Genomic DNA, 17,725 nt, shown 5'->3' with positions numbered 1-17,725 from the left:
GGCATGCTGGAAGCATGAAGCTGGTTCAGTTGATCTTGAACATTCTGTGGGTGGTGCTCTGCGGGTTCTGGATGGCAGTCGGCTACCTGTTCGCGGCGCTGATCTGCTTCGTCCTGATCGTCACGATCCCGTTCGGCATCGCGTCGTTGCGGCTGGCCGGCTACGTGCTGTGGCCGTTCGGGCGCACGGTCGTCGACAAGCCGAGCGCCGGGGCGGGGTCGCTGCTCGGCAACATCATCTGGTTCGTCTTCGCCGGCTGGTGGCTGGCGCTCGGCCACGTGTTCACCAGTGTGGCGCTGGCGGTGACGATCATCGGGCTGCCGTTCGCCTGGGCCAATCTCAAACTGGTTCCGCTGTCGCTGTTCCCGCTCGGCCACGAGGTGGTACCGCAGCAGGGGTGACTACTCCGAACCCGCGATGATCTGGTTCATGATCGCCACGGCCTGATCGAGCACCGCGAGCTGTTCCGGGCTCAGGTTGGACAGCTGCTCGGTCATCCAGGCCTCGCGCGCGTGCGTCTCGTCGGCGACCAGCGCCCGGCCGGCCGGTGACAGCGACACGATGATCTGGCGTCCGTCGGTGGGATGCGGTCTGCGCTGGACCAGCTCGAGGTCGGCGAGGGAGGCGATCACGCGGGTCATCGACGGCGGCTGCACGCGCTCCTTGCCCGCGAGATTGCCGGGCGTCATCGCGCCGTCGCGTGCGAGGGTGGCCAGGGCCGACAGCTGCGTGAGCGAGATCTGCGCTTCGGCACGGCGGCCGCGCAGGTGTCTCGTGAGCCGCACAACCGCCAGCGAGAGATCACCGGCGAGGGCACGGACGTCGGATGGCACTGTCACAGTGCAGAACTCTACGGTACGGCTGTGCCCCCTGATGGGTTTCGTGGCGCTACTGTTTGGGTATGGATGCCGGACCCGTCAGCCGCGAGATGCCGCACCTGCCGCGAAGCCTGGTCGATCCGCGCCCGGTTGTGCTCATCGGCTTCGCCGCCTGGGCGGTGGCCAGCGTGCTGGCTTTCGTGGTCCCTGCCTGGGCCGATGCCCGGCCGGTGTGCCTGATGGGCCTGTTCGTCGGCGTGCTCGGCTCGTCGATCTGGCTGGCACAGCGGCGGTCGGCCCTGCGGGGCGACAAGGGCGCCCAGGTGGGTCTCACCGAGGACTAGACGACCTCGAACTCGTCGCTGGTCCCGGTGAACGGGCGCAGCACCCCGTCGGCGCCGAGCGCGTCGGCGAAGTGCACGAACCGGTGCGTTCCCGGTTCCGCGCCGGCCGGGATGTCCCAGACGAACCGGGCGATCGAGACCGCCGCGTCCTGTTTCCGCCAGTGGAATCGCACATCCCACTCCCCCTCGTTGGCCACCCGAATCCAGCCGTTCCCGGTTCGGCGCTGCACCTCGAGGAAGGTGCCGCCGCGACGCGGATTGTGTTTCGGATGGGCCGAGACGAATTCGGCCTCCACCTGGCTGCCGCGAGCGGTGCGCCCGGGCTGACGCACGACATCACCGAAATTCCGGCCGGACGGTGTCGCGTCCGGGCCCGGCGCGGCGGCGAGATTCGGCTGCAAGGCGGAGACGTCGCGCGGTGCGGGGCCGCGCCCCGGGACCGCGCCCGCCACGAAAGCTTCTGCCAGCCTGGTGAATTCCTGCACATACGCGCACAACGTGTAGCGGCCGAACAGCGTCGACGCGCCTTCGTACTGTTGCGTGTCGTACTCCTCCGGCGTGGTGACATATTGGTGGTAGGCATTCGAATAGCCCTGCAACAGCACCTGTTCCACGCCGACACCGAGCGCCTGCGCGACCGCTCGTCGCACGCGCAAGCCGGCGACGATGGTGAACTCGGCTCCGGCGGCGGCCACATAGAGGTCGCCGAGCCGGATCAGCTGAAGCGGAACGACATTCGGTACCCACGGCACCGGCGGCATCAACCCGAGTGGGGCGAAGATCGCCTTGGGCGCCTGCGCGTCGGCAAGCCACGCCGGGTGGGGATGGTCGATTCCGCCGAGAAAGTCCACCAGCGGGTTACGTACACCCTCGGGAATGGGTCCGCCGGGCAGGCCGGGGCCGTCCTCCACGCTGCCCGCCGCCAGCGAGAGGCCCGCGGCGGCCGGTGCGGTGCGGTGTGGTGCGCCGTCGGGGGTGAAGCGGCCCTCGACCGTCACGGCCGCGAGATCGACGTAGCACAGCAGCGAACCGATCGCGCTCGTCATCGGTGCCGCCCGGTCGGCGGCGGCTCGCGAGGCGGTGTACTGGCGTTCGCCGATGATCCGGGTGTTGTCGAACTCGTCGTCGGTCGGGCCGATGCCCGGTGCGAGCGCGAGGTTCGGGGACATGTCACCGGCGTTGGTCTGCACGAACGCGGCCAGATATGACGGATCGCCGTCGAGATGGCGCACGCCGTGCTCCAGGTGCTCGGCGGCGTAGCTGGCGTAGCCCTTGTTGTCGGAGCTGATGAGCCGGTTCTTGTTGGTCATCGACGTGTTGTGGGTGGCGAACCAGGTGAGCGCGCCGACCTCCTTCGCGCCACGGCGAAAGACGAGAGTGGTGACCGCCGGATCGATCGCGTCCGGGAAAGCCGCGCGGTCTTCCACCGGATTGCGGTCGAAGGCCACCCGCGAACGGTTCACGCTCGCGTCGCGCAATTCGGCGCGGCCGAGCGCCACCGTGCCCGGTGCGAGGTCGGCGTCGGCGGCGGCGATCGCCTCGACGATGCCGTCGACTTCGGTGTCGTAGACCTGTTGCTGAAATCCGAGCGTCGCGAGCGTATAGGCGTAATCGTGCGCGGAACCGCCACAACTGGAATGCGTGTGAGTCGAAGTGAGGACGACATTTCGTTCGGTATACCGATCACCGAATCGGCGCGCCAGCGCGAGCAGTACACCCCGATGCACGGACTGGAACAACGCACCGTTCTCCACCGCGACGAACGCGACCCGATTTCCACCCGATTCGATCACGAACGCGCGCGCTCGCGGCCGCAGATGAATTCCCGCGGTCGTCTGTTCGAGTTGTGAGTAGCCCATCATGCCGCATTCCGCGGCGGGGCCCGTGAGATCGGCGATACCGAGCCCGAATTCGAATCCGCCGCGCGCGGATTCGGCGTGCGCCTTCGACGCTCCGTGAACTCCCATGGCCGCGACGAGGGGTACCCCCAGCGTCGAGGCGGCCAGCACGGTACGACGGTTCACAGGCATCCGAACAGCTCCTTCACGGGTGATGTGACGCACACAACCATACAACTGGTCGCCTGTCCAGAAATTCGGCGCGGTTCGGCGAATTGACTGTTCGCGACGTGAGCGCTTAACTCGCACAGGTGTCCTCCCGATTGAGCGTCGAAGAACGACGAGCCCACCTGATAGAGGCAGCGATCGGTCTCGCCGAGAAAAAGGGCGTGGCGGGCGTGACCACACGCGATGTCGCCCAAGCGGCGGGCGTCTCGCTCGGTGTGGTGCATTACTGTTTCGAAAGCAAGGACGCGCTGATGACCGAGCTGGTCAAAGCGCTCTCGATGGAATTACGCGATTCCGTCGATGCGGATGAAACTGTCTGGGCCGATACCGGAACAGGAAAAGAAGCGCTTCAGAAATTGGTTCGCCAGGGGCTGGAACTGATGTGGCGCAACATCGAGGCCACTCCGGAACGTCAGCTGCTCACCTACGAGACCACCACCTACGCGCTGCGCGAGGGTGAGTCGACCCCGGCCAAACTCGCCATCGCCCGGGAACAGTACAAGTTCAACGACAGCACCGTCGCCGACGTGATGGACCACTGCCGCGACGCCACCGGCTGCGACTGGAACATCCCGCTGCCCCAGCTGAGCCGCTTCATCCTCAGCGTCATCGACGGCATCGTGCTGCGCTGGCTCGTCGACGACGACAGCGACGCGGTGCAGGCCCAGCTCGACCTGCTCGCCGAGATGGTCACCGCGCACGCGAACTAACCGCGCGGCACCTGCACGTGCACGGTGCCGTCGGCGTCCCACCACGGCACCCGGACCGTGCCCGAGAACTCGCCGCGCAGAAATACCTCGAGGACTTCGTGCAGCACGAGGGCGCCGGTGGTGTGCGGCGGTGACCACAGCTGGCGCAGCACCACGCCGAGCGGTTCCGTGTCCCAGGTGCTCTGCCTGCCCGCACCGAGCACCTCGGCGCTCACCTGGTCGGACACCAGCGGCAGGTCGAGCAGGGTGGCGAGGGCCTCGGCATGTTCCGCGTCGCCTACCACCAGGCGCTCGGCCGGGACGACGAGGCCGAAGCAGGGCCGGTCGAGGACCATGGCCGACTCGGCGTCGACCACTGTTCCCGCCAGCGTCCTGACCTGCTCGGGGAGGTCGAGTTCGCGTGGGTCGAGCGCGCCGGACGCGACGGCGGCCGCCAGGCGGGCATGAGTTCGCGAAACCGTTTCGGGAGTCGGGGTTTTCGACGGGTCGGCGAGGGCGTCGAGGAGTTCCTCGGCCAGCTCGGGGGTCATGACGTCGGGACGGACGAGGACCTGACGTAGGGCGTCGGGGTCGGCTGCTGTGAAAGGTGGGAGCAGACCGGCGAATTCGGTGTCGTCCGGGTGCCGGTAGCGGCCGAGGGGGATGCCGTCGATGTGTGCGTGGCGGTGCAGCCACCAGGTGGTGTAACCGTCGCGGTCGGCGAGGAGGGCGCGGGTGCGTGGTTCCGCGAGCAGGGTGCGCAGGGCCTGCGGCCAGCGGGTGTCGTCGACCAGGTCGAGGTCGCGGACGGCGACGAGTTCGCGTGGGTCCTCGGGAAGGCTGTTCCACCAGGCGGATTCGTCGTCCAGGTCATGGTCGGGGCCGAGCGGGTCGGGGTCGGTGAGGACGGCGAAATCCCAACCCACACCGATCGCGCGCAAGGCCAGTTCGCCGAACTCGGCGACCGTCGCCTCGGCGACCGTACCGAAGGGTGAGTCGTCGACCAGCACCTCGGCCAGCGGTGCGCCGGGGAGGAGGAGTTCGTCGGCCGGACGCAGTTCTCCTGTGTCGTCGGGCAATTCGAGCAGGCCGAGCCAGTCGGGGAGCTCGTCGGCGCTCACGAACTGGGCGAGATGCAGGACCGCGGTGACCGTGTCCGGGTCGGCCGGGTCGTGTTCGAGAAGGTCGCGCAAGCCGGGATCGGTGAGCAGGTCGGTGGCCGAGGCACTGCGGGCGCCGAGGCGGGCCAGCAGCGGGTGGGTGGCGTCCGGGTGCACCAGGCGGGCCCAGTGGACCGGGACCGCGACGGTGAGCTGATCGTCGAGGACGACGGTGCGCGGGCCGGTGACGAGGCGGCCGTCGGCCAGGGGGACGGCCAGGGCACCGAACTCCTCGGCAGTCCTCGAATCGGTGACGAAGGGTTCCAGCGTGGAGTAGAAGGTGCGCCACCAGTGAGGGTCGCGTTCGAGGCCGGTGGTGAGGTCGGCCAGGGCTGCCGATGACAGGCGGTGGACGTCGAGGACTGCCAGTTTTTCCTGAGCAGAGCGGGACGAGAGTTCCGGGATGACCAGGAAGCCGGTGAGGTCGGCGAGGATTGCGGCCAGTTCCGGCGTCAAGTCAGGGAATACGGAGGCGCGAGTGGGGATTTCGACACTTGCCGAGCGGGTCGGTTCGGCGAGCTCGAAGGTGCCGGGGCGCTGCGCGGTGCCGACGGACGAGTTGTCGGGGGCGGATACATCGGCGGTGACCATGTCCGTACCGAAGGCATCCCGGTCGACTCCGACAGGTGAGTCGTGGCGATCAGTGGACTCGAAATTCGTCCCGGTGAGGGGGTGGAATTCCTCGTGGTTCGGATCGAATTCGTGGTCTGAGCGGTCGCGGGTCGGGCAGACCGGGAGCCAAGGGTTCGTGCGGAGTTCGGTGATGATCGCTTCGCGGAGGAGGGCGTCGGCCTCGCTGCGGGCGAAAGCGGGGGTCGGGACGAGGACGAGGCGGTCCTCCGGGGGCAAGGCGCGGGCGAAATCGGCGTACCCCGAGGCGATTTCAGGCAAGCGAGTGCCGGGAAGGAGCCTGCGGCGGTCGGGTTGCATGGCGATGTCGGCTACGAGGATCGCCGGGAGGGACAGTTCCTCGTCCGAACGAGTGGGCGCGCGCAGGACATCCGGTGCGGCGGGGACCGGGCGGCCGTTGGTCAGCGGGAGCAGCCAGCGCGCACGGGCGGTGCGGTACTGCCACCAGCGTTGGGTGCCGTCGGGTCCGGTGATGGTCAGCTTGGTGAGGGCGCCCACCGGCGGGCCCACATGGGTCTTCGTATCGAGTGCAGGAGCATGGACAATTTCCGCGCCCCCTTCGGACGTCGGCGCGGCGATCGAGATCTCGTTGCCCGGCTCCGTGTCAGGGCGTGGGGCCGTATCGACGTGGGCAGCCTCGGCCGCGAAATCGGCGCCAGGTGTGGCGTTCGCTCTGCCGTGTGGCGGGGCGGGGTGGTCGAGGAGAGTTGTGACGCTGGTGAATTCGCTGTCGGCTACGCGGATTCGGTAGAGGGCGGGGAGTTCGAGGAGGAGGTCGGGGGCCTCGGCGCGCATCGAGGTGAGGAGGGCGGTGGGGTCGATGTCGTCGCGGAGGTGGATGACGACTTCGGTGTCGGCGCCCGAGGGTGGGGTAGTGGGGATGGGCCAGGCCAGGCGTAGGGCCGGTGGGGTGAGGTCTTCGGGATGGGTGATGCCGTTGTCGTGCAGGGCGTTCAGGGTGGCGGTGAGGGAGAAGCGGATGGAGCCGGTGGTGGAGCGGATCTCCACTTCGTCACCCACGGAGCGCACCGCGGTGAAGCCGACACCGAACCGGCCGACCTGCGCGCCGTCGTCCTTGCCCGAGGCACGCAGTGCCGCGAGCGCGTGCACACCCGAAACACTGAGCGGTGCACCGGTATTGGCGACGTGCAACCGCCGGTCCACGATCCGCACCGTCAGCTCACCGGGCACACCGCCCTGCACCGCCGCATCGGCCGCGTTCTGGGCCAGCTCGGTGAGCACCCGATCCCGATAGCCCGCGGCGACCAGATCCGCCTCACCTGCACTGTCCTCACGCAACCGCGTCGGCGAATCCCGCCACGCGGCAAGAACTCCGGCCCGCAGCCCCGCGGTACCGAACGGGTCCGCCCCAGCGTTCAGCGCCCCACCGACGATCCGCGCTCCCCGGCGCCCACGACATGCGTCACACCGGAATCACCCTCGGCAGAAGCAGCATCGGCGGCCGAATCCGCGGCGCCCGCGTCGGCACCTCCCGACGAATCAGCCCCGGCGTCATCAGTCTCCACACCCGAACCTTCCGCCGCGGCCGACTCGGGTCGGTGTGCAGCTCCAACAGCCGAAGACTCCTGCGCCGCACCGCTATCCGACTCGACAGCCGATTCGACATTCGCCGCAGCGGCGTCGGCCGAGATATCTACACCGATGTCGGCGCCATTCGAGGAATCCGCCTCGACATTCTCGGATGGCCCATCGGCAACCGCTTCAGCCGAAATATCTTCGGCCACAGCGGAATCGGTCGGCTCAGCGGCGGCCGCGGTCGAGGTCGACTCGGTCGCCTCCGTGGTGGGTTCGGCTGCCGCAGGGGAAACCACTGTGTCCGCAGGGGATTCAGGGTTGCTCGATGCCTCGGCCGGGTCGGTGGTCGCCGGTACCGATGCGAGGCCGACGAGCGGTGCGAAAGCGGCGAGGTCGGTGTTGGCTTCGGCGGCGATGACCTCTTCCGGGGCTTCCGGAAGCTCGCCTTCGGCGCGGGCCTTGCGGGCAGCGGCCGCCGCGTCGACCGCTTCGGCTTCGGCGGTTTCCTGCGGAGTGATGTCGATGTAGTCGACGGCGTGGTCGTCGAAGGCCTCGTAGCGGGGGGAGCCGTTGCCGGAGGGGGCGACGACGTCGGAGTGGGCGCCGCAGCCGTATTCGACGTGGACGACGTGACCGTCGGCACCCATCGCGTTGGCGCACACGCCGAAGGCTTCGCGCAGGGCGCCTGCCAGGGGCAGGAAGAAGCCGCACAGGCCACAGGTGGAGGGGGCGGCCTTGGCCATCTCGGTGTCGGGGCCGTATTCGCTGTACCAGCGCTGGGCGGCTTCGAGGCGGCCCTCGAGACTGAGCACCTGGGTGCGGCCGAGACCGACCTCGCGGGCCACCTCGTCGATCACCGGGTCGCCGGTAGCGACGTAACCGGGGACCAGGCGCGGATCGTCGGCGGGCGGGGCGAGCAGGTCGCCGGGGCCGAGGTCGCCGGGGCGCACGCGCTGCTCCCACGGGACGAACTCGGGGGCGATCAGGGCGTCGGGGCCGGGCAGCAGGGCCGACTCGCTGACGGTCGCGTGGTCGGCACCGGGCGGCGCGGCGACCACGACGGCCCACTGCCAACCCCGGTAGCCGGGCAGGGTCGCCTCGAACCGGTGGGTGGCCGACGAGTCGTCCTCGGCGGTCACCCCCAGATGGGCTCCGACCCCGTCGGGTTCCAGCTCGACGAGCGCACGAAGTGCGACCTCGGCCGCCTGGGCCAGAACGGGACGCACGCCGGACTCCGAAACAGATACTGCGCTCACGGCATACATTTTGCCGTATGAAGTGCAATCGGAGTTCGTTGGCCGTCGCAGTGCTGGTCAGCGTGCTCGGCGTGAGCTCCTGCGGGGGCCAGGATGAGTCCGGTCCGCCGCGCTGGCGGGTGGAGGTGATCGGCTCGTCACCGCACGATCCGTCGGCGTTCACCCAGGGGCTCGAGGTGGTCGACGGATTGCGCTACGAAGGCACCGGCATGTGGGGCGTGTCGAACGTCCGCGTCAGCGACCAGGTCTCGGGCGTGGAGCGGGCGCGCGTCGACCTGCCCGGCCGGATGTTCGGCGAGGGGCTCACCCGGGCGGGCGACATCGTCTGGCAACTGACCTGGCGTGACGGCGTCGCCTTCGCCCGCGACCCGCACACCCTCGCCGAAACCGGCCGCGCCACCTACGAGGGTGAGGGCTGGGGGCTGTGCGCTCAACCGGGTCGCCTCGTCATGAGCGACGGCACCCCGAAACTCACCTTCCGCGACCCACTGACCTTCGCCGTAACCGGGTCGGTGACCCTGCACGGCCTCGACGACCCGAAACCGAACGAACTCGACTGCGCACCCGACGGCACCGTCTACGCCAACAACTTCCCCACCGACGACATCCTGCGCATCGACCCGGAGACGGGCCACATCACCGCGATCATCGACGCGAGCGGCCTGCTCACCCCCGCCGAACGCCAGGGCACCGACGTCCTCAACGGCATCGCCCACCTGCCCGGCACCGACCGCTTCCTACTCACCGGCAAGTACTGGCCGCGCCTGTTCGAGGTGCGCTTCGTGCCCCGATGAGCGGGTGTGGCCGACACTGCTCGCCCGCGAGTGAACGCCGAAAGCCCGAGTACGACAGAATTGGGCTGTGACTACTCCCCGCGATCCATCCGGTCCTGACCGTGGTCGCCGGGACGGCAGTGCCTCGGGTGCACCACCCGGTCGGCACCCCGGCTTCGGGCATTACCCGCCCCCGTCCACGCCGCGCAAGGTCTTCCCGCACATCGAGCCACCGACCGCGCCGGTCCGTTCGCGCGGCCGGTTCGGGCGTGATCCCGACCCCGGCGCCACCACGCCGTTGGCGAGCCCGAAACGCAACGGCGCCGGTCCCCCGCGCCCCGGCACACCGGCAGGCGGCCGCCCGCACCCGGACCACGACGGACCGGCAGGCAGCCACCCGCACCCCGATCCACTCGACGGACCGGCGGGAACCCGCCCGCTCCCCCGGGCCGACGAACCCGCCGACGAACCGCCCAAGCAGCGGGTGCCGCGCAAACTGACGGTCACCCGCGTGGCCGCGATGCGCAGCCGCGAACTCACCGAACGCGGTATCGCCACCTTCCAGCGCGCCGCCAAGGCCGACGGCGCCGACCAGTCCGGGCTCACCGCCCTCACCTACGCCACGATGGCCAACTTCGCGCTCGACGCCGCGATCGCCGTCGCCCTGGCCAACACGTTGTTCTTCGCGAGCGCGACCGCCGAGTCGAAAACCAAGGTCGCGCTGTATCTGCTCATCACCATCGCGCCGTTCGCGGTGATCGCCCCGCTGATCGGGCCGCTGCTCGACCGGCTGCAACGCGGACGCAGGCTGGCGCTGGCCACGACCTTCGGGTTGCGGGCGCTGTTCGCGGTGCTGCTGATCTTCAATATCGACACGTGGGGGCTGTATCCGCTCGCCCTGTGCATGATGGTCGGCTCGAAATCGTTCGCGGTGCTCAAGAGCGCGGTGACGCCGCGCGTGCTGCCCCCGGACATCGACCTGGTACGCACGAATTCGCGGCTCACGGTGTTCGGCCTGGTCGGCGGCACGATCGGGGCGGGTGCGCTGGCCGCGCTGGCCGCGCTCGCCGCCGGCTCCACGGGTGCGCTGGTGTTCGCCACGGGCATCGCGATCGCGGGCGCCTACCTGAGCCTGCGGATCCCGTCGTGGGTGGAGGTCACCGAGGGTGAGGTGCCCGCCACGCTGACCTACCACGGCGCCGACGCGCGCACCGAGGTGCTCGAGCCGGGCAAGGAATCGGCCGTGCCCGCCAGGAAACGCAGGCAACCGCTTGGCCGCGCGGTGGTCACCGGACTGTGGGGCAACAGTTCCATCCGAGTGCTCACCGGGTTCCTGACCTTCTACATCGCCTTCGTCGCCAAGGGTTCCGGTGGCAGTCCGACCGAGCAGGCGGCCATGCTCGGTCTCGTCGGGGTCGCGGCCGGTTTCGGCAATTTCGGCGGCAACGCCACCGGCGCGCGATTGCAGCTCGGCAGGCCCGCGCTGGTGGTACTCGGCTGCACCGCGGCGTGTGTGGCGGTCGCGCTGTTCGCGGTGTTCACCGGCAATCTGTTCGGCGCCGCGGTGGCCGCGCTCGTCGCGTCGGCGGCCAGCGCGCTGGCCAAGGTGTCGCTGGACGCGGCCATCCAGGACGACCTGCCACCCGAGTCGATCGCCTCGGGTTTCGGCCGGTCGGAGACTGTTCTGCAGTTGAGTTGGGTAATCGGCGGGGCGGCCGGTGTGCTGCTGCCGACCGAGTTCTGGAAGGGTTTCGCGGTGATCAGCGTGATCCTGGTTGCCGGGCTCGCGCAGACCTTCGTCAGCTATACCGGGCACACCCTGCTGCCGGGCTTCGGCGGCAACCGCCCGCAGCACGCCGAGCAGGAAGTGCCGACCCATCCCCGCGAAACAGGAGACCCGCACTGGTGAGCAAGCCCAACGTCCGCACGATCTTCGCGCTGGTCGCGGTGGGCCTGCTGGCCCTGGCCGCGGTGACCGCAGGTGTGGTGGCCTACGCCGTGTCCAAGGCGCCCAAGCACTATCCCGAACTCACCGTGTTCGCCAACGGCGAGTCCGTCGTCGTCGAGCCGTACGGGTACTGCGAGCTGTCGAACGGTGAGTGCGTCAACGACGAGTCGACCTACTACATCCCGGCCACCTCGGGTAAGCCGGTGCAGGTGTCGTTGCCGACCAGCGTCGCCGAGGCGCCGTGGATCGTCGTCACCGTCTACGAACGCCCCAACGGCGAACAGTTCGAACGCATCCTGAGCTTCATCGACTACCCGGCCGAGACGCGTTTCCTGAGCCTGGACACCCAGCCCGAGCCCGAGCTGCGCCTGGCGGGATTCGAGGTGCGGCTGCCGATCGTCTACACCGACCCGGCCACCGGCCAGGAGATGTACGACGTGCACGGCCTCTGGCGCGTCGGCACCCCGCAGCCCTGATCGCACGGTTCCCGCCGCTCAGGACCACCACGACCTCGAGGAGGGTCCGCCGCGAAGCGGCGGTTCGCGGCAGTCCCGACGATCAGGTGCCGTTGCGTAGGCGACGAAGGAGCAAGCAACGGTGCCTGATCGTCGGGACTTGCGGGGCCGCGAACTCGAGCGCGCCAGCGCTCCAAAAGTTCAGTGATCCAGTTCGCGGGCGACCGCGCGGACCACTTCGGAGATGCGCTGGGACATCTTGCGGTCCGGGTACTTGCCGCGGCGCAGGTCGGGCTGGACCTTGGTCTCGAGCAGGGTGATCATGTCCTCGACCAGGCCGTGCAGCTCGTCGGGCGACTTGCGCGGGCCCGCGTCCTTGCGGGCGGGCTGCGCGCCGCGCTCACCGCGGGCGACGGTCGGGGGCGCCTCGAGCAGCTTGAGGCTCAGCGCCTGCGGGCCGCGACGACCGGCGGCCATCCCGAATTCGACCCGCTGACCCGGCTTGAGGCCCTCGACTCCTTCGGGCAGCGCGGAAGAACGGACGTAGACGTCCTCGCCCTCGTCTTGGGAAAGGAAGCCGAAGCCCTTTTCGACGTCGTACCACTTCACCCGGCCGGTCGGCACTGCGCTCACCCGTTCATCATTCGATACCCGAACCCTTGTGGCCCGGGTTACTACCTGCTGCTTGTCGCGAAAAGAACGCGCCCCACAACAAGGCAGGACGCGATGTGGTCAGAGTCTACCCCGGTGGCTATACCGCGAGCACATCAGTTTTACGGTGCACCCGTGACCAACTCACCTCAACCGCCCGCGCGACGTTCCAGCGATCGGCTGCTGCAAGTGGCGGTGGCGCTGTTCGGCATCGGGATTCTCGCCGTCGTCGCCATCTTCGTGACGCCGATCGTCTCCGACTCGGAACCGGGCCTGTGGCTGTATCTGCTCGCGATGCTCGCGCCGGTCGGCTTCCTGCTCGCGATCGTGTTCGCGCTGTGGTCGGGTCGACGGGCACGGTGAACCGGTTATCCCGAGGGTTCGATACCCAATCTCTTGTGTGATCCTCGTCACATAACAGCTGGGTAACGAACTGTGCGTGCAACGGTCGCGCACACCCCGCGCCGCGACTACCTGCGCGGACGCCTCCGGGACAACCCTGAGACCACCCTGATACCCACCCGCACACGCCGGTTACCAAATAGTGACTTTCCCCGCTGACCGTCGTACCGTTTCTCTCAGCCGGGGCAGGCCCCCGGAACCACCGGCCCGCCGCACCGAACCTCACCCCGCGGGTACCGGACCCCGATTGGAATCAAGGGGTGAGGGCGGACCGGGAGACCTCTCAGTCCGGACCACATGCAGGTGCGAACGAGAGGAAGAAACCCGATATGAGTGGACGCCACCGCAAGCCGACTTCCACCGGGCGCACTGCTGCCAAGGTCGCCGTCACCGGCGCGATCTTCGGCACCGCAACCGCTGCCCTCGCCGGAAACGCCAGCGCGGCCCCCGACTCCGACTGGGATCGCCTCGCACAGTGTGAAGCCGGCGGCAACTGGGGTATCAACACCGGCAACGGCTACCAGGGTGGGCTGCAGTTCTCGCCCTCCACCTGGGCCGCACACGGCGGTGGGGAGTACGCCGCCACCGCAAACCAGGCCACCCGCGAACAGCAGATCGCGGTCGCCGAAAAGGTTCTCGCTTCCCAGGGTTGGGGCGCTTGGCCCTCCTGCTCGGCCAAGCTGGGCCTGAGCAGCGGTCCGACCGAGCGCGCCGTGCCCTCGACCCCGAGCTGGGTCCCCGAGGTCAGCGTGCCGCAGGTGCAGGATCCGAGCCAGGAAGTGTTCTCGGCCGTCGATCGCGCCCTCACCGTCGCCCAGCAGCAGGGCGTCGCCGTGCCGCAGGCGGCCATCGACTTCGTCAACAACGCCAAGGGCACCCAGCTGGACCCGGCGGTCATCGACTTCTTCGAGGCGAACAAGGGCCTGCTGCCCTCCTGATCCGCCTTACAACAAGAGCCCGCATCCTTGTCCAGGATGCGGGCTCTTGTCTTTCCCGTTCGAATTACACCCGATTGATGACAGTGTGCGGGTGCACATACGGCAGCGTCGCGGCCGGAACGGGAAACTCGGTGTCCTCACCGAAAGGCGAGAGATTACCGGCGCGGGTCGCCGACAGTTCGGTGACGGCGTGCTCGCCGTCGGCCACCTCGGGCCAGCCGTTGTCGACGTAGGGTTTCTTCGATTTGTTGACCACGGGCTCATTCTGGCATATCGAACACGTACGCTGAATCCGATGATCGCGACCGACTCTCTCGCCGATTGGCTAGGTGCGCGCACCGACGCCCAGCTGGTGAAACTGCTGCAGTTGCGGCCCGATCTGGCGGTGCCGCTGCCCGCGTCGATGTCGGTGCTCGCGGTGCGGGCTCAGCAGCGGGCCTCGGTGCTACGTGCCGCCGACGACCTGGACACCCTCGAGTTCGCGATCATCGAGGCGCTGGCGGCCCATGAGGACGCGCGCACGATCGGCACCGCGCACACCCCGCTCGCCCGGACCGCGCTGCACGCGCAGCTGAAGGACCGGGTCACCAAGACCGCGTTCACCGCCGCGCTCACCCGGTTGCTCGACCGCGCGCTCGTGTGGGAGACCGGTGACGGCCTGCACCTGGCGCCGAGTGCCGTGGAGGCCCTCCCGTGGCCGCTCGGGGCGACGACGGCGCTACCGGACGCGCTCACCGAGCCGGAAGTACGCACGGCGCTGAACGCGGCCGGCCCCGCCGAGCGGGCGCTGCTGGACAAACTGGCGACGACCGGTCCGCGTGGGCGCACGCGCGACGCCGCGCCCGACGCGCCCGCCGACCGCCCGGTGCAGCGGCTGCTCGCGGCGCGGTTGCTGCGCTGGATCGATGACGAGACCGTCGAACTGCCGGTCACCGTCGGGCAGATGTTGCGTGGCGAACCCGTCACCGATCCGCATGCCCTCGCCCCGCCCAAGCCCGCACTCACCAAGCACGCGCCCGCCGAGGTGAACGCCGTCGGCGCGGGTGAGGTGGGTGAGTTGCTGCGCGACTGCGCCGACCTGCTCGACGCGCTCGGCACACTTCCCGCCCCCGCGCTGCGCGCCGGTGGACTCGGGGTGCGCGAGCTGCGCAGGCTGGCCAAGCAGACCGGCGTGGACGAGCAACGCACCGGCCTGCTTCTCGAACTGCTCGCGGCCGCGAAGCTCGTCGAGAAGGGTCTGCCCGAACCGCCGCCCGACCTGGATTCCACCGACGACTTCTGGGCGCCGACACCCGCCGCCGACGCCTGGCTCGACGCGCCACTCGCCACGCGCTGGGTGACGCTGGCCCAGGCGTGGCTCGAGCTGGACCGGATGCCGTGGATGATCGGGTTGCGCGACGCCGCCGACAAGCCGATCGCGGCGCTGTCGGCCGAGTTGCGGATCCCGCACGCGGTGCGCGACCGGCACGCGATCCTGGGCCTGCTCGCCGAATACCCCAGCGGCACCCAGGTGTCGCCCGCCGATCTCGGGAAACTGCTCGCCTGGCGAATGCCGAGGCGGCGCAGGCACTTCCGGCTCGACGTGGTGACCGCGACTCTCGCCGAGGCGGCGACCGTCGGGCTACTCGGACGCGGCGCCCTCGATTCGGCCGCCCGTGCCCTGTTGCACGGCAGCCCGACGAGCGTGGCCGATGCCGAGGCCGAGATGGCCGCCGCTCTACCGGAACCCGTCGACCATGTCCTCGTGCAGGCCGACCTCACGGTGATCGCACCCGGTCCGCTCGTGCCCGAATTGCGCAGCCGGATCGCGCTGGTCGCCGATGTGGAATCCGCGGGTGCGGCGACGGTGTATCGGGTGGGCGACGCCTCGGTGCGGCGCGCGCTCGATGCCGGGCTCACCGCCGCCGAGTTGCACGCCTTGTTCGCCAACCACTCCCGCACCCCGGTCCCCCAGTCGCTGACCTATCTCATCGACGACGTGGCCCGTCGGCACGGGCAGTTGCGCGCGGGGATGGCGCAATCGTTCCTGCGCAGCGACGACCCGGCGCTGCTCGCCCAGGTGCTGTCGGCCCCCGTGGCCGAGACATTGGCGCTGCGCGCGATCGCCCCCACGGTCGCGATCGCGCAGGCGCCGCTCGGCGAACTGCTCGAGCGGTTGCGGGCGGCGGGCTTCACGCCCGCGGGCGAGGATTCCGGCGGCGCCATCGTCGACCTGCGGCCGCGTGGTGCGCGCATCGCCGTGCGTCCCCTGGCTCGCAGGCCCTACCGGCCCAACCCGCCGTCGGACGATCAGCTCGCTCAGCTGGTCACCGAACTGCGCGCGGGCGAGCGGGCGGCGGGTGCCCGCACGTCCCAGTCGGTCCGTGCCGACGGCACCCGCACGGGCACCCAGGCCACCCTCGCGCTACTCCAGCTGGCCGCCCGGGTGGGCCGCCCGGTGAACATCGGTTACGTCGATGCCCAGGGCGTGGCGAGTCAGCGGGTGGTCGAACCGGTCCGGGTCGGCAACGGGCAACTGGACGCCGTCGACCCGGTGACCGGAGCCACCCGCCACTTCACCCTCCACCGCATCGCGTCGGTGGCTCTCCTGGACTGACCTGTCAGGGCTTGGCCATGCAGAACGTCGTCTTGGGGTCCGGGACCGTGCGGTACAGCGTCGCGTCCATGCCGCACAACATCTCGTCGGTCTCGCCGTCGATGCGCTTGACCACCTTGAAGGTCGCTTCGGGCGCGGTGCAGTCCACCGCCTCGACCGGGCGGGTGCCCGCGTCGGCGTAGCAGGCCCCTTCGGCGAAGTTGGGCGACAGGCACAGGCCGGTCTTGGTGTCACCCACCGTGCCGTTGAAGGTGGCGTTCTGAGCCGTACAGTTCAGCGGCGCGGCGCCGACCTGCGCGATCCGGTAGTTCGACTTCGCCGACGAGCAGTCGCCGACGGTGGCCTTCATCGCGTCGACCGCGTTGTCGGTGACCTCGACGCACGAGCCGACGGCAGGCGCCGACGACGCCTCGCTGTCACCCGAGCACGCCGCTACCGCCCCGACCAGCGCGACTGCCGCCACTGGCGCGAACACGAGCCGGACAAGCAGCCGCTTTCCTGGGAAAAACACTCCAAAACCTCACTCACCGAACGGTTCAGCCGATATGACCGCCGGTGACGATACCCAAACGCCCACCTCCGCCGCTCCCCCCATGGATACGATCGGAGGATGACCATCGACGATGTCGCGGGCGAGCTGTACGGTCTCGACCCCGCCGACTTCGTCGCGACACGCACCGAACGTGCGGCCCAGGCCCGTGGCGACGGCGATCGCGAGCTGGCCAAGGCCATCGGTGCCCTGCGCAAGCCGACGGTCGCGGCGTGGACGGTGAATCTGCTGGCCCGGCACGCGCCGAAGGAGATCGCGGCGCTGCTGGATCTGGGTGACGCGCTGCGGTCGGCGCAGCGTCAGCTCTCCGGTGACAAGTTGCGCGCGCTCGGTGCGCAACGTCAGCAGGTGGTGAACGCCATGACCAAGCGGGCGGGTGAGCTGGCCGCCGAGCACGACCGACCCGCGAGCGAGCAGGTGTTGCGGGAGGTCGGTCAGACGCTCACGGCCGCGCTGGCCGACCCGGATGTCGCCGACCAGGTCCGAGCCGGGGTGCTGCCCGCGACGGTCACCTATGACGGTTTCGGTCCGGCCGGGCTGGTCGCGATCACGGGCGGCAAGGGCAAGGCTCCGGTGAAGAAGGCCCGTCCCAAGAAGCCGACCGACGACGCCGAGGCGGCCCGGCGCGCCGAGGCGAAGCAGGAACTCGACGACGCGGAGTCCGGACTGGCGGAGGCCGAATCCGCCCGCAAGGAAGCGGAAGAGGCTGCGGCGCAGGCCAAGTCCGAACTCGACGAGGTCGAGCAGCGGATCGACCAGCTGCGCGCCGACCTCGAGCACGCCGAGCAGCAGCGGCATTTCCTGCGGACCGCCGAGCACCGCGCGCGTGGTGAATTGACCTCGGCCAAGACGCAATCCGAGCGGATGCAGCGGTGGGTCGAGCGGGCACGCTCTCGCCTCGAGGAGGACTGAC

At 69.5% G+C, this 17,725-nt stretch carries 17 protein-coding genes; 10 read left to right on the top strand and 7 right to left on the bottom strand.

What is annotated here, in order from left to right; genetic code table 11:
* Window positions 1-14: 14 nt before the first annotated feature.
* A complete protein-coding gene (locus tag NI2_RS18960) occupies window positions 15-401 on the top strand; it encodes a YccF domain-containing protein (RefSeq protein ID WP_067492416.1) in 387 nt (128 codons plus the stop codon).
* Here the strand turns inward: NI2_RS18960 and NI2_RS18955 are convergent, their stop codons facing one another.
* Window positions 402-833: a MarR family winged helix-turn-helix transcriptional regulator gene (locus NI2_RS18955; RefSeq protein ID WP_067492414.1), complete on the bottom strand. Its 432-nt coding sequence runs from the start codon at window positions 831-833 to the stop codon at window positions 402-404. It lies immediately after the preceding gene.
* 68 nt (window positions 834-901) lie between these two features.
* Between NI2_RS18955 and NI2_RS18950 the strand changes: the two genes are divergently transcribed.
* Window positions 902-1,162: a DUF2530 domain-containing protein gene (locus NI2_RS18950; RefSeq protein WP_067492412.1), complete on the top strand. Its 261-nt coding sequence runs from the start codon at window positions 902-904 to the stop codon at window positions 1,160-1,162.
* Here NI2_RS18950 and NI2_RS18945 read toward each other — a convergent pair.
* Window positions 1,159-3,192, bottom strand: coding sequence for a neutral/alkaline non-lysosomal ceramidase N-terminal domain-containing protein (locus tag NI2_RS18945; protein WP_067492410.1), 2,034 nt, complete (start codon window positions 3,190-3,192; stop codon window positions 1,159-1,161). The two genes, NI2_RS18950 and NI2_RS18945, sit on opposite strands and share 4 nt — an antisense overlap.
* Window positions 3,193-3,323: 131 nt before the next feature.
* On the opposite strand from NI2_RS18945, the gene NI2_RS18940 reads away from it, so the two are divergent.
* Window positions 3,324-3,938, top strand: coding sequence for a TetR/AcrR family transcriptional regulator (locus tag NI2_RS18940; RefSeq protein ID WP_243749836.1), 615 nt, complete (start codon window positions 3,324-3,326; stop codon window positions 3,936-3,938).
* Here the strand turns inward: NI2_RS18940 and NI2_RS18935 are convergent.
* On the bottom strand, window positions 3,935-7,087 hold the full coding sequence (locus NI2_RS18935) for a sacsin N-terminal ATP-binding-like domain-containing protein (protein ID WP_067492408.1): 3,153 nt from the start codon (window positions 7,085-7,087) through the stop codon (window positions 3,935-3,937). The genes NI2_RS18940 and NI2_RS18935 overlap by 4 nt on opposite strands.
* Window positions 7,084-8,499, bottom strand: coding sequence for a DUF3027 domain-containing protein (locus tag NI2_RS35745; protein ID WP_371851989.1), 1,416 nt, complete (start codon window positions 8,497-8,499; stop codon window positions 7,084-7,086). The genes NI2_RS18935 and NI2_RS35745 overlap by 4 nt, the downstream gene beginning before the upstream one ends.
* 17 nt (window positions 8,500-8,516) lie before the next feature.
* Here NI2_RS35745 and NI2_RS18925 point away from each other — a divergent pair, with 17 nt between their 5' ends.
* The 3 genes from NI2_RS18925 to NI2_RS18915 all read left to right on the top strand — a co-directional run bounded on the left by NI2_RS18925 (window position 8,517) and on the right by NI2_RS18915 (window position 11,696).
* A complete protein-coding gene (locus NI2_RS18925; RefSeq protein WP_067492406.1) occupies window positions 8,517-9,293 on the top strand; it encodes a glutaminyl-peptide cyclotransferase in 777 nt (258 codons plus the stop codon).
* A 67-nt stretch (window positions 9,294-9,360) separates the two neighbouring features.
* On the top strand, window positions 9,361-11,181 hold the full coding sequence (locus NI2_RS18920) for an MFS transporter (protein ID WP_174552216.1): 1,821 nt from the start codon (window positions 9,361-9,363) through the stop codon (window positions 11,179-11,181).
* Window positions 11,178-11,696: a DUF2771 family protein gene (locus NI2_RS18915; RefSeq protein ID WP_067492403.1), complete on the top strand. Its 519-nt coding sequence runs from the start codon at window positions 11,178-11,180 to the stop codon at window positions 11,694-11,696. The genes NI2_RS18920 and NI2_RS18915 overlap by 4 nt, the downstream gene beginning before the upstream one ends.
* 180 nt (window positions 11,697-11,876) lie before the next feature.
* On the opposite strand, the gene NI2_RS18910 is transcribed toward NI2_RS18915, so the two are convergent.
* Window positions 11,877-12,299 (bottom strand): cold-shock protein, encoded by a 423-nt coding sequence (locus NI2_RS18910; protein ID WP_174550347.1) that lies wholly within the window; start codon window positions 12,297-12,299, stop codon window positions 11,877-11,879.
* Window positions 12,300-12,461: 162 nt separating this feature from the next.
* Here NI2_RS18910 and NI2_RS18905 point away from each other — a divergent pair, with 162 nt between their 5' ends.
* Together NI2_RS18905 and NI2_RS18900 are read left to right on the top strand one after the other, a co-directional pair.
* Entirely contained in the window at window positions 12,462-12,689 is a 228-nt protein-coding gene (locus tag NI2_RS18905) for a hypothetical protein (protein ID WP_067492399.1), read from the top strand.
* A gap of 368 nt (window positions 12,690-13,057) precedes the next feature.
* Window positions 13,058-13,666 (top strand): transglycosylase family protein, encoded by a 609-nt coding sequence (locus tag NI2_RS18900; RefSeq protein WP_067492397.1) that lies wholly within the window; start codon window positions 13,058-13,060, stop codon window positions 13,664-13,666.
* A gap of 64 nt (window positions 13,667-13,730) precedes the next feature.
* On the opposite strand, the gene NI2_RS18895 is transcribed toward NI2_RS18900, so the two are convergent.
* Window positions 13,731-13,922 (bottom strand): hypothetical protein, encoded by a 192-nt coding sequence (locus NI2_RS18895; protein ID WP_067492396.1) that lies wholly within the window; start codon window positions 13,920-13,922, stop codon window positions 13,731-13,733.
* Window positions 13,923-13,961: 39 nt separating this feature from the next.
* Between NI2_RS18895 and NI2_RS18890 the strand changes: the two genes are divergently transcribed.
* Complete coding sequence (locus NI2_RS18890) at window positions 13,962-16,262, top strand: helicase-associated domain-containing protein (protein ID WP_067492395.1); 2,301 nt, start codon at window positions 13,962-13,964, stop codon at window positions 16,260-16,262.
* A gap of 4 nt (window positions 16,263-16,266) precedes the next feature.
* Here NI2_RS18890 and NI2_RS18885 read toward each other — a convergent pair whose 3' ends face one another.
* Window positions 16,267-16,773, bottom strand: coding sequence for an LppU/SCO3897 family protein (locus NI2_RS18885; RefSeq protein ID WP_133733952.1), 507 nt, complete (start codon window positions 16,771-16,773; stop codon window positions 16,267-16,269).
* A gap of 99 nt (window positions 16,774-16,872) precedes the next feature.
* Here NI2_RS18885 and NI2_RS18880 point away from each other — a divergent pair, with 99 nt between their 5' ends.
* Window positions 16,873-17,724, top strand: coding sequence for a hypothetical protein (locus NI2_RS18880; protein ID WP_067492392.1), 852 nt, complete (start codon window positions 16,873-16,875; stop codon window positions 17,722-17,724).
* Window position 17,725: the final 1 nt, after the last annotated feature.

The organism is Nocardia ignorata NBRC 108230 (genome assembly GCF_001612905.1).
Lineage (GTDB): Bacteria > Actinomycetota > Actinomycetes > Mycobacteriales > Mycobacteriaceae > Nocardia > Nocardia ignorata.
This window is presented reverse-complemented; position numbering and strand designations above follow the sequence as displayed.

Excerpts from the sequence above, each read along its gene's own strand:
- NI2_RS18945 (WP_067492410.1), bottom strand. The coding sequence starts at position 3,192 with ATGCCTGTGAACCGTCGTACCGTGCTGGCCGCCTCGACGCTGGGGGTA.
- NI2_RS18950 (WP_067492412.1), top strand. The coding sequence starts at position 902 with ATGGATGCCGGACCCGTCAGCCGCGAGATGCCGCACCTGCCGCGAAGC.
- NI2_RS18890 (WP_067492395.1), top strand. The coding sequence starts at position 13,962 with ATGATCGCGACCGACTCTCTCGCCGATTGGCTAGGTGCGCGCACCGAC.
- NI2_RS18900 (WP_067492397.1), top strand. The coding sequence starts at position 13,058 with ATGAGTGGACGCCACCGCAAGCCGACTTCCACCGGGCGCACTGCTGCC.
- NI2_RS18880 (WP_067492392.1), top strand. The coding sequence starts at position 16,873 with ATGACCATCGACGATGTCGCGGGCGAGCTGTACGGTCTCGACCCCGCC.
- NI2_RS18925 (WP_067492406.1), top strand. The coding sequence starts at position 8,517 with ATGAAGTGCAATCGGAGTTCGTTGGCCGTCGCAGTGCTGGTCAGCGTG.
- NI2_RS18960 (WP_067492416.1), top strand. The coding sequence starts at position 15 with ATGAAGCTGGTTCAGTTGATCTTGAACATTCTGTGGGTGGTGCTCTGC.